We start from the raw sequence: 10,918 nt of genomic DNA, 5'->3' as shown, positions 1-10,918 counted from the left end.
CCATGACAGACAGCCCGATTGATCATGAAATCTTCATGGAGCTTAAAGACGCTACAGGCGAAGATTTTGCAGCCGAGCTTGTGACCACCTTTCTCGACGAAGCGCCTGGCATGATTGACGAATTGAAAGCGGCTGCGGGCGCGGCTGATGCCGACCGATACCGCCGTGCTGCACACTCCATTAAGTCGAATGCCAATACCTTTGGGGCGATTGCTCTCGCCGAACGGGCCAGGAAAATCGAGCTCGGAGAGCTGCCTGAAGCCGGGGACCTTACAGACGCGACGGCGCTGGAAGCCGACCTTACCATTGCTGCAGCTGCTTTACGGAGCCTGATTGATGTCTGACGCCCCGGGTCATTTGCTCATCGTTGATGACAACAAGGTGAACCGCTTGCTTTTGTCGCGCAGCGTAGAGCTTTTGGGTCACCAGGCGTCGGTCGCGGAAAACGGCCGGGTCGCAATGGAAATGTTGTCTAACCAGCCGTTTGATTTGCTTTTGCTGGATATCGAAATGCCTGAAATGGACGGCTTTCAGGTTCTCGAAGCCATCAAATCAGACACCGACCTGCGTGATCTGCCGGTGATCGTGACGTCATCTGTTGAGGGGCTCGACAATGTCGTGCGCTGTATCGAATTGGGTGCGGAAGACTACCTGCCAAAACCGGTCAATAAGACACTTCTCGGTGCGCGCGTTTCCAGCGGCCTTGAAAAGAAAAGACTCAGGGACGAGCAGAAACGTCTGCTAGAGCGCTTTGCAACAACGGAGGTTGCACAAGACCTGCAAGAGTCTGGCTTTGCGATAGGTGGCAAGCGTGCCAATGCTTCGGTCCTCTTCTGTGACATTCGCGGTTTCACGACCTTGTCGGAAAATCTCGCCCCCGAGGAAACAATTGACCTGCTCAATACGTTCTACACGTTGATGTTCGAGGCGGTTACCAGCAATGGCGGAATTGTCAGCCTGATGCTGGGTGACGGTTTGATGGCTCTTTTTGGAGTTCCGCAACCACTGCCCAATACTGCGCAAAGTGCAGTGGCGGCAGGGCATGAAATGCACACCATGATCGAGATGTTAAATCTCGAAAGGCGCTCAGAAGCGAAAAGTGACCTGAAAATCGGCATCGGAATCGCGACTGGCGAAGTCGTCGCCGGCTATGCCGGTACGGACAATCGAGCGACGTATACTTGCATAGGATCGACCGTAAACCTTGCTGCTCGCCTCGAGGCAGAAACGCAGAAAACCGGAAGCCGTATATTGATCGACCAAGAAACTTTCGACCTGCTGGAAGGGGCCAATGTGTTGGAGACATTTGGTGGAACTATGATCAAAGGTTTCTCCGATCCGTTCGATATCCATGCGCTATGACCATTCATGCAACCTGGCAAGCGCATCTACGCCGGGTATAGTTGCGCTTGTGGCTTTACTTTTCGCCTGATGATTTTCATATGTGGCTCAGTGATTGGAGACTAGATATTGTCAAACTTCGCAAAGTCCGCTTTCTGCGCATTGCTGCAACTGGGGCATCGCGCAGCATCGGCCAAAGTGGACTCTATGCCGCCATCGGAGCGACCGCGGCAACCTGTCGTTCGGGCCATCTTGAACCGATTAGGAGCGGCCCATAAGAGACATTCGCCACCCGCCTAAATTTCTGGGGTCGCAGGCCGCTTTGCGGCCATTCGCCGCGATAGCGAAATCTCGAGGTCCTTGAATGGGAAAGGCACGGGACAAAGCTGCCGTATGCTTCGGATGAAATGATGGAAACTTCATCGCCGAAGGCATTCGAACTTTTTTGGGCGGCGGGAAAATTATTTATCCATCTCTAATTGCGGTGGCCGTCAGCGATATTCGCTCCAAGTTAGAAGAGCCTTACTCCACTACATCAGAGCACGGTTTGCCTTTCCTGAGTTGTAATTTATTGGCAATCTAAAACGAGCATCCAAACTAATCGAGCCAGCTAGGCAGAACCTTGCTGTCCCTCTTGTCCGCCTGATGGACAAAAGTATTTTGTGGCATGCTTATTACCATGAATTGGGGAAGCAATATCTTCGGGAGAAGATTAGTATGATCACCGCGCTAAGCTACATCGGTATTCGTTCCAACAAGTCAGACGATTGGCGGCAGTTCGCTGGCAATATGCTGGGCATGCAGGTTTTGGATCGCGGGGGTCGCAATACGGCGTTTCGGATGGATAATCAGCACCAGCGGTTGATCATATCAGACGAGCCCGGCGATACCCTGGCCTACATCGGATGGGAGGTTGGCGAGAAGTCTGACCTGGAAAGGCTTGCCACTAAACTGGAGGCGGCGGGGCACAATGTGAGCCCGGGAGATCACGGACTGGCCGATCGCCGCTATGTGACTGAAATCATTACATGTGTCGATCCTGCCGGGAATCGGCTTGAGTTCGTCTGGAAGCCGGAGAAAACAACCGATCCCTTTATCCCGGGTCGACCCATCGAGGGATTCAAGACCGGCCCATATGGCATGGGGCACGCTGTTTTGCACGTGTCCAACGCCGAAGCGCTTGTACCTTTTTACCGCGACGTACTTGGCTTTCAATTAAGCGATTATGGGTTGCGGCCCATTCCTCTCTATTTCTTTCATGTCAACGGCCGGCATCATAGTTTTGCAATCGTCGGGTCGGGGCAGGAGGGGTTTCATCACTTCATGGTGGAATACGACAATCTAGACGACGTGGGTCAGGGATATGATCTGGCACAGAATGGTCTTGCCGAAATCGCCTATACATTGGGGCGGCACACAAATGATTACATGACAAGCTTTTATGCCCATACGCCGTCGGGCTTTTTCGTGGAAAGCGGTTGGGGCGGGAGGATCATCGACCCATCCACCTGGGAGCCTTGCGAAACAAATGTCGGGCCCAGCTTTTGGGGCCACGAACGGCTGTACCTGAACGAACAGGAACGCGCCGCATTTCGGGACAAGCGACTGGCAACCGCAGCCGCGGGGCACCGGGCACCTAGCGTTGTGAATTGCCCGTGGCTCTACGGACAAGTCCCCGAGGTCTGAACGATGTATGACGTTGCGATTATCGGGTTCGGTCCTACCGGAGCGACACTTGCCAACCTCCTGACCAAAAGCGGTGTTTCGGTTGTGGTTCTGGACCGCGAGGCCCAGATGTACCATCTGCCCCGCGCCGTGCACTTCGATGACGAAGTGATGCGCGTTTTCCAGACCGTCGGGATAGCTGACGCGCTTTATAAGCTGGTGCACATCAACCCGGGCATGAAGTTCGTCGATGAAAACAATGCGTTGCTGCTGGACTGGCCAAGACCACAGAGCGTTACGAAACATGGGTGGCACGCAAGCTACAGGTTGCATCAGCCTGATCTCGAAACACTGTTGAGAGCCGAACTGGCGCGTTCCCCGACGGCCACCACGCTGGAACTTCACAACGTAATAAATCTTGAAGCCACAGGGAATGGCGTAGAGTTAACCGCACTGGATAAGACAAACGACTGCAAGTCCACATTTGAAGCTCGATACGTTGTTGGCTGCGACGGGGCCAATTCGTCCGTGCGTCGCTGGATCGGCGGCGAAATGGAAGATCTGGGGTTTGAAGAACGCTGGCTGGTTGTCGATTTGCGTCTCAAACATCCAATGCCAGAGCTTGGCGATCATTCCATTCAATTCTGCAACCCAGACCGACCGATGACTTATTGCCGGGCCCCCGGTATTCGCCGCCGCTGGGAAATCATGGTTTTGGACGGTGAAACCGACGCCGAAATAATGGAACATTCGCGTCTCTGGGATCTGCTATCGCGGTGGATTACGCCTGATGATGCCGAGATTGAGCGCAGTGCTGTCTATACGTTCCGTTCACAGGTCGCGAAAATCTGGCGAAAGGGACCGGTTCTGATTGCAGGAGATGCCGCCCACCTGACGCCACCCTTCATGGGCCAAGGAATGTGCACTGGCATTCGAGACGCTGCGAATTTGGCATGGAAGCTCGTCAAAGCACTCAATGGCGGCGATGAAGAAATGCTCTTTGACAGCTATCAGGATGAACGACAGCCCCACGCACGCAGTTATATTGAAACTGCGGTTCGTCTGGGTGGCCTGATCAACTCGCTTGATCGGGAAAGTGCCTTGAAACTTGCAGACGGTTCGCGTTCAGGTGCCATGCGATCTATTGCGCCCAAGCTTGGTCAGAGCGCACTGATGCAGGTGCAGACAAACAACCCTTATGTCGGGCGTCCCTTTCCCCAAGTGCATCTTGATACCGAGGGACAGAAGCTGGACGATTCTGTTGGACACAAGCACCTTCTTGTCAGTCGCACCTCATTGCCGGAATGCAGCGATGATGCCGTCGCACTGAATGCGCGCGATCATTCCCAGCTGGACGCCGTGCTGACAGATATTGGAACAAATGCCGTCTGGGTGCGACCCGACCGGTACGTCGCGGCTGTAGCGGAAACCCTTCTTGAACTTCCAGAACAAGCCTTGTCCCTTTTTAAGCCGAAAAATAAGAAAGATAGATATGAAACTGGCATCACTTAAATCCGGTGGTCGTGATGGATCACTTGTCGTCGTATCAAAAGACCTGACCAGAATGGCATCTGCGGCATCAGTTGCGCAAACTTTGCAGCAAGCGATCGAAACCTGGGAAAGTTCAGCCAGCGCGTTGAAAAAGATCTCGGACTTGGTCGAACAAAATGAGATCGAGACTTTGGCCTATGACGTGGACCAATTGGCCAGTCCATTGCCGAGATCGTATCAATGGGCCGACGGAAGTGCATATCTCAGCCATATGCGCCTTGTACGCAAAGCCCGCGGGGCTGCCATGCCCCCCGGAGCTGAGACTGATCCACTGATGTATCAGGGGGGCAGTGACTATTTTCTGGCACCGACCGATGACATTCCCTGCATTGACGTGGACTGGGGACTGGATTTTGAGGGCGAGATTGCCGTGGTTACCGATGACGTGCCTATCGGATGTTCTACCGAGGCCGCGGTTGGCCATATCAAACTGATCATGCTGTGCAATGATGTCTCGTTGCGCAATGTTATGAAACCGGAACTGGTCAAGGGGTTTGGCTTTTACCAGTCAAAACCTGCAAGTGCGTTTTCGCCTGTTTGCGTAACTCCGGATGAACTGGGTGAATACTGGACCGGAGCAAAAGTTACTCTGCCGCTCGAAACCGTTTACAACGGCAGAACCTTTGGCAAGGTTCCAGCTGGCACTGACCTGAATTTTGATTTTGCCCAGTTGATTGCGCATGCCGCAAAGACCAGAGAATTGCGCGCAGGCACTATCATCGGATCGGGCACGGTGTCGAACACTGATCACGAACGTGTCGGGTCGTCATGTCTGGCCGAAAAGCGGATGATCGAAGTCATTGCCGATGGCAGGGCAGAGACGCGTTTCATGGAGCCTGGAGATACCGTCAGATTCGAGATGCACGACCCCTCAGGGCAGTCAGTTTTTGGGGCTATTGACCAAAAGGTCGTCGCCGCCTGAGAATGTGCAATAGGACGGTCTGAAGGATGAGGATGGTGGCAGACAACCAACCCAACATTCGTGCCTTGCTACGCGGTCTGGACTTGTTGCGGTTCGTGAACAGTCAGGGTTCGGCAAAGCCTGCCGAAATCGCTACCGCGATTGGCGTGCCGAGACCAACTGTCTATCGGTTGCTCCACACTCTTGAGGAAGCAGGGTACATTCTGATGTCGGCGTCCGACACTCGGGTCAGAGTTTCGCCGCGCGCCTCCGGCTTGGGCGACAACTATGCTGCGCACTCGCACATTTGCCGTGTCGCGGCCCCAGGCATTGCGGAATTCACCGATGTGCATTCATGGCCGCTTGATCTTTCGGTTTATCGAGATCTGCACATGGTCATCGAAGAAACAACGCACTGGCGCAGCCCGTTCTCGATTGATCGGAACATGGCCGGACTGTCCCTGCCTATACTAAGGTCGTCGGCCGGGCGCGCCTTTTTGGCCTTTCTGGAAGACAAGGAAAGAAGCATCATTCTGGACCTGCTGCGCAACAATAACGACCCCGAGGACGAGCGGTTTTTGCTGGAAAGCTGGATCGCCTCGCGTCTGGTTCAATATCGCAAACAAGGATACGCTACGCGCAGTTCGCGCACTTTTCGACCCGACACATCCAGTTTGGCGGTTCCAATCATCTGTGAGGATCGCGTTCTGGGATGCCTGTCGATCATTTGGATCGCCAGTGCGTTTTCCATGACAGAAGCAATCAACCGTTATGCGAGCCCGATGAAGGAATTGGCCAATCAGATCGCGGCGCAAATGGTAGAAGGTGCACCTGTCCGCCAAGCGGACAAAAAGATCTAAAGCACAGTAAGCAATTCCTCGGAAGCGGTAGGTTTAGGAAAAACCGGGAGGAATCATGAAACATCTCATCAGATCTACGGTGCTGAGCTTTGGAATTTCGTTGACGGTCGGCGCAGCTTGGGCTGCGGATACTGTTCTTACAATCTCATCATGGGCGCCGCCAACGCATGGCATGAACGCCAAGCTCTGGCCTGAATTCACGAAAATGCTCGAAGAAGCCTCAGATGGTCGTGTGAGCGCAGAGGTGAAATACGGATTGGGGGCGCCGCCAGCGCAGTTCGACCTTATTCTCGACGGGGTGGCCGATGTCACGTGGATTTTTCACGGCTACAATCCAGGGCGCTTTGTGGCGTCCAAAATGATCGAACTGCCTGGCTACGAAGGCAACGCCGAGGCCGCATCGGTGGCCTATTGGCGGGCATACGAAGAGTATCTTGCCACGGCAAACGAGCATGACGGGGTAAAGGTTCTCGCCATGATGACCCACGGTCCTGGCATCCTGCATTCCGAAACTAAGGTGACATCGCTGGATGATATTTCTGGCATGAAGCTGCGACTTGGTGGCGGGGTTTCTGGGGACGTGGGCGCAGCGCTCGGTGCCACCGGCATCCGGGTACCAGCACCGAAAGTTTATGAAACATTGGCATCCAAGGCGGCCGACGGTGTCATGATGCCCATGGAAGCCCGCGCAGGCTTCAAACTGTTTGAGGTTGCCCCGCACAGTTATTCTGTACCCGGCGGGTTCTATCGCGGCTCGTTTGCAATCGTGATGAACCAGGACAAATACGACAGCTTGTCAGATGAAGATCGTGCTGCTTTGGATACAATAGCAGGCGAAGCGCTTTCTCAGGTGGCCGGGCGCATGTGGGACGAGATTGACCAGATCGGCATCGAAACCATTGACGGCAACGAGGGCAATTCCTGGACGGAAGCCAGCGAAGCTGACGTCGCAGCCTGGAACGAAATGACGGGTCCAATCATCGAAAGCGTTCTGGCCGAGGTGTCAGACAAGGGAATTGACGCGGCGACGGTGCAAGCCTTTATTGCCGAGCAGATGACAGGCAACTGAACCACAATAAGAAACTCTGCGGGCCCTGGCTTAGGGCCCGCAATTTTGCGAGGCAGGCATGGCTGACATTCAGAAACTGAAGCTGCGCGATCCCTGGTACGTTGTTCTCAATCTGCCTACATGGATCGCAGCGGGCACCTTATTCGTGCTGATGTGCATGACATTTCTGGACGTGGTTTTTCGGAGCGCTTTCAACAATCCTATCGAAAGTGCGACCGAACTGACCCGGCTTTTTATGGCGGTCATCGTATTTTCTGCATTACCTCTGGTGTCTTGGAAGGGTGAGAACATTGTTGTGGACCTGCTTGACCCTTTCTTCAGCGCACGAATGGCCCAGTTGCGCGATAGTCTGATCGATGCAATCTGCGGGATCGTTCTGATATGGCCAGCAATACGGGTTTGGGAACTTGCGGAACGGTCGCGTCAGTATGGTGACGTTACAGAATACCTGAAGCTGCCACAATTTTATGTCGGGTGGTTTATCTCGATCTTTGTTGCGCTGACCGCAATTGCTTTTCTTGCGCGCAGTGTTGTGCGCCTGTTCCTTAAAACAGAGGTCTCCGAATGACTCTGTCGCTATTGGGGCTCGGAGCGGTCTTAGTTCTCGTTTTCTTACGCATGCCCATTGCCATAGCCATGGGGCTTGTCGGTTTCCTGGGTTTTGTGGAGCTACGCGGGTTTCGCGCTGCTATCTCGATGGTGGGCCGACTGATAATTGACACGGCTCAGGATTATGGGTTGTCGGTGGTGCCTCTCTTTATCCTGATGGGTCTATTCGTGAACAAGGGCGGCCTTTCCAAAGAGCTATATCGTGCGTCCTACGCATTTCTCGGCCATATGCGCGGTGGATTGGCTATGGCGACGATCGTGGCATGCGCTGGCTTCTCGGCTATCTGCGGTTCTTCCCTCGCCACTGCGGCGACAATGTCGAAGGTCGCCATGCCCGAGATGCGAAAATACAGGTATTCAGACAGTTTGGCGACAGCCTCAATCGCGGCGGGCGGCACCTTGGGCATCCTGATACCACCCTCGGTAATCCTGGTCATCTATGGCCTGTTGACGGAAACAAGCATAGGGAAGCTTTTTATCGCCGGTGTTGTTCCTGGGTTGCTGGGCGTTTTGCTTTATCTTGTGGCTGTCAGGTTCTCGGTGACCCGAGACCCTGACGCCGGACCAGCGGGCGAATGGGTTTCCTGGCGAGAGCGGCTTTTGTCGCTCAGGGATATCTGGGCAGTGCTGCTACTGTTCTTCCTTGTGATTGGCGGGCTCTACGGAGTGTTGGATGTCTGGCCCTTCTTCATAACGTTTTCCCCGACCGAGGCTGCAGGAATGGGGGCCGCTGGCGCTTTCCTGATTGCATTGTCCAGAAGAGCCTTGAGTTTTTCATCGACCATGGAGGTATTGATCGAAACTGTGCAGACAGCCGCCACGCTATTTGCGGTCTTGATCGGGGCGTGGATATTCTCGAACTTTGTCAATCTTGCGGGGCTGCCCGAGGCACTTAGCAACTTCGTTCTTTCCCAGGGGCTATCGCCGACACTGGTCATTGTGTTGATCCTGCTGGTCTACGTTCTTCTTGGTTGCGTTTTTGAAAGCTTGTCGATGCTGCTGCTTACGGTGCCCATCTTCTTTCCGGTAGTGACCAGTCTCGGGTTTGATCCGGTTTGGTTTGGTATTGTCGTCGTCGTAGTCACCGAGATCAGCCTGATCACCCCGCCCGTCGGTTTGAATGTCTTTGTACTAAAAGGTGTCGTTAAGGATGTCCCTACATCAATAATTTTTCGAGGCGTCACCCCTTTCTGGCTAGTGGATATCCTTCGACTGCTGATAATCGTCATTTTTCCTTGGCTTGTACTCTTCTTACCTAATTCAATGTAGGCTAGCTCTGGGTGGTTGGTTTTCAAACCTGAAATTGCCTTTCAAGTTGTCTGTTTTGGGCTCACTGCAGACCTCGGTGCTGAAGCAGCACAAGTGCCTGCCCAGTTCTCCACGACTTAGCCAAACGGCCCATAGCCGTCATCCATCGATACGATGAATTGCTGCGTCCGTATTCCGCCTTGCAGTTGTTTGTATTCGATCGACGCCTCACGGTCTCGCGTCCACAGGCATCCGAATTGCGTCAGACTATCCGATGCGCTGGCTTCTGAAAAACTCAAAAATATATAGCATTTTATCAGAATGCTTTTACCATGTGGTCAAATTTGGGGGAGGATGAATGCTCGACATTATCATCAGACAAGCCCACCTGCCAGATGGCCGAGGGCCGCTGGATATTGCGATCAAGGGTGACCGCGTCGCAGAAATTGCCACCAAGATCGAGGCTAACGCGGGCGAAGAAATCGATGCGGCTGAGCGCTTGGTTTCACCCCCCTTTACCGACCCACACTTCCATATGGATGCGACCCTGAGCCTTGGATCGCCTCGCATGAACGTCTCGGGGACACTATTGGAAGGCATTGCGCTTTGGGGTGAGCTGAAGCCCCTGCTGACACCTGAAGCAGTGATTGACCGTGCCATGCGATATTGCGACCTTGCCGTATCGCAAGGGTTATTGGCTATCCGTTCGCATGTGGATGTTTCATCCGCACCTTTGGTTGGCGTTGAAGCACTGTTGGAGGTCCGCAAGCAGGTCGCCCCCTATATTGATCTGCAACTGGTAGCATTCCCGCAAGATGGTTTTTACCGAGCACAAAATGCGGAAGAAAACTTGATCCAAGCCCTTGATATGGGTGTCGACGTGGTAGGTGGCATCCCGCATTTTGAGCGTACGATGTCGGAAGGTGCCCGGTCGGTCAGGAGACTGGCCGAGATAGCGGCGGACCGTGGCCTGATGCTGGATTTGCATTGCGATGAAAGCGACGATCCAATGTCGCGACACGTGGAAACCTTGGCCTATGAGACCACGCGCCTTGGGCTTGGCGGGCGAGTTACAGCAAGCCATGTCACGGCAATGCATTCCTATGACAATTATTATGCCTCGAAGCTTATTCCTCTGATTGCGGAAAGCGGCATGAACGTGGTGCCCAACCCGCTCATCAACATAACGCTGCAAGGTCGCTCAGACACCTATCCGCGCCGTCGGGGGCTGACCCGAGTGCCAGAGCTGCGCGCGGCAGGTGTAAACGTCGCCTTCGGGCAAGATTGCACAATGGATCCATGGTATTCGCTTGGGTCTGCCGACATGTTGGAAGTGGCCCATATGGGCGTACATGCAGTGCCCATGACATCCCGAGAGGCGATGGAGTGGGCTTTTACATCCGTCACCCAGAACGGCGCCAAGGCTATGGGCCTGCCTGATCCCACAATCCGCAAGGGCGGCCCTGCCAATTTGGTTGTACTGCAAGCGCGTGACCCGATTGAAGCTGTTCGCATGAAAGCCACCCGCCTTGCCGTCATCAAAAACGGAAAGGTGCTGGCCCGCACAGAACCCCGAATGGCCGCGCTTTCGTTGCCCGGTCGCCCCACGACCCTGGACCCTGCCGATTATGCGCCCAGGCCCAATACTCACGAAGCTTAATAACAAGAACAATT

General features: G+C 54.1%; 10 protein-coding genes. All 10 read left to right on the top strand.

What is annotated here, in order from left to right:
* Nucleotides 1-2: 2 nt before the first annotated feature.
* The 10 genes from ACR3EJ_RS19305 to ACR3EJ_RS19260 all read left to right on the top strand — a co-directional run bounded on the left by ACR3EJ_RS19305 (nucleotide 3) and on the right by ACR3EJ_RS19260 (nucleotide 10,904).
* A complete protein-coding gene (locus ACR3EJ_RS19305) occupies nucleotides 3-344 on the top strand; it encodes an Hpt domain-containing protein (RefSeq protein WP_170542728.1) in 342 nt (113 codons plus the stop codon).
* Nucleotides 337-1,362: a response regulator gene (locus tag ACR3EJ_RS19300; RefSeq protein ID WP_170542730.1), complete on the top strand. Its 1,026-nt coding sequence runs from the start codon at nucleotides 337-339 to the stop codon at nucleotides 1,360-1,362. The genes ACR3EJ_RS19305 and ACR3EJ_RS19300 overlap by 8 nt, the downstream gene beginning before the upstream one ends.
* Before the next feature lie 696 nt (nucleotides 1,363-2,058).
* Complete coding sequence (locus ACR3EJ_RS19295; RefSeq protein ID WP_170542732.1) at nucleotides 2,059-3,027, top strand: VOC family protein; 969 nt, start codon at nucleotides 2,059-2,061, stop codon at nucleotides 3,025-3,027.
* A gap of 3 nt (nucleotides 3,028-3,030) precedes the next feature.
* On the top strand, nucleotides 3,031-4,518 hold the full coding sequence (gene mhpA / locus ACR3EJ_RS19290; protein WP_170542733.1) for a bifunctional 3-(3-hydroxy-phenyl)propionate/3-hydroxycinnamic acid hydroxylase MhpA: 1,488 nt from the start codon (nucleotides 3,031-3,033) through the stop codon (nucleotides 4,516-4,518).
* Nucleotides 4,499-5,479: a fumarylacetoacetate hydrolase family protein gene (locus ACR3EJ_RS19285; RefSeq protein WP_170542735.1), complete on the top strand. Its 981-nt coding sequence runs from the start codon at nucleotides 4,499-4,501 to the stop codon at nucleotides 5,477-5,479. The genes mhpA and ACR3EJ_RS19285 overlap by 20 nt, the downstream gene beginning before the upstream one ends.
* Before the next feature lie 32 nt (nucleotides 5,480-5,511).
* Complete coding sequence (locus ACR3EJ_RS19280; RefSeq protein WP_170543310.1) at nucleotides 5,512-6,318, top strand: DNA-binding transcriptional regulator; 807 nt, start codon at nucleotides 5,512-5,514, stop codon at nucleotides 6,316-6,318.
* Between the two features lie 55 nt (nucleotides 6,319-6,373).
* The gene (locus tag ACR3EJ_RS19275) at nucleotides 6,374-7,387 is read left to right on the top strand and encodes a TRAP transporter substrate-binding protein (protein WP_170542737.1); all 1,014 of its coding nucleotides are present in this window, start codon (nucleotides 6,374-6,376) and stop codon (nucleotides 7,385-7,387) included.
* A gap of 58 nt (nucleotides 7,388-7,445) precedes the next feature.
* Complete coding sequence (locus ACR3EJ_RS19270; RefSeq protein ID WP_170542738.1) at nucleotides 7,446-7,955, top strand: TRAP transporter small permease; 510 nt, start codon at nucleotides 7,446-7,448, stop codon at nucleotides 7,953-7,955.
* On the top strand, nucleotides 7,952-9,265 hold the full coding sequence (locus ACR3EJ_RS19265; protein WP_170472731.1) for a TRAP transporter large permease: 1,314 nt from the start codon (nucleotides 7,952-7,954) through the stop codon (nucleotides 9,263-9,265). Before ACR3EJ_RS19270 ends, ACR3EJ_RS19265 begins: the two co-directional genes overlap by 4 nt.
* Before the next feature lie 337 nt (nucleotides 9,266-9,602).
* Entirely contained in the window at nucleotides 9,603-10,904 is a 1,302-nt protein-coding gene (locus ACR3EJ_RS19260; protein ID WP_170542740.1) for an amidohydrolase family protein, read from the top strand.
* The last annotated feature ends 14 nt before the right edge of the window (nucleotides 10,905-10,918 follow it).

The organism is Ruegeria sp. AB11, assembly GCF_056536325.1.
The sequence above is the reverse complement of the archived record's forward strand: the minus strand, read 5'-3'. Positions and strand labels throughout refer to the sequence as shown.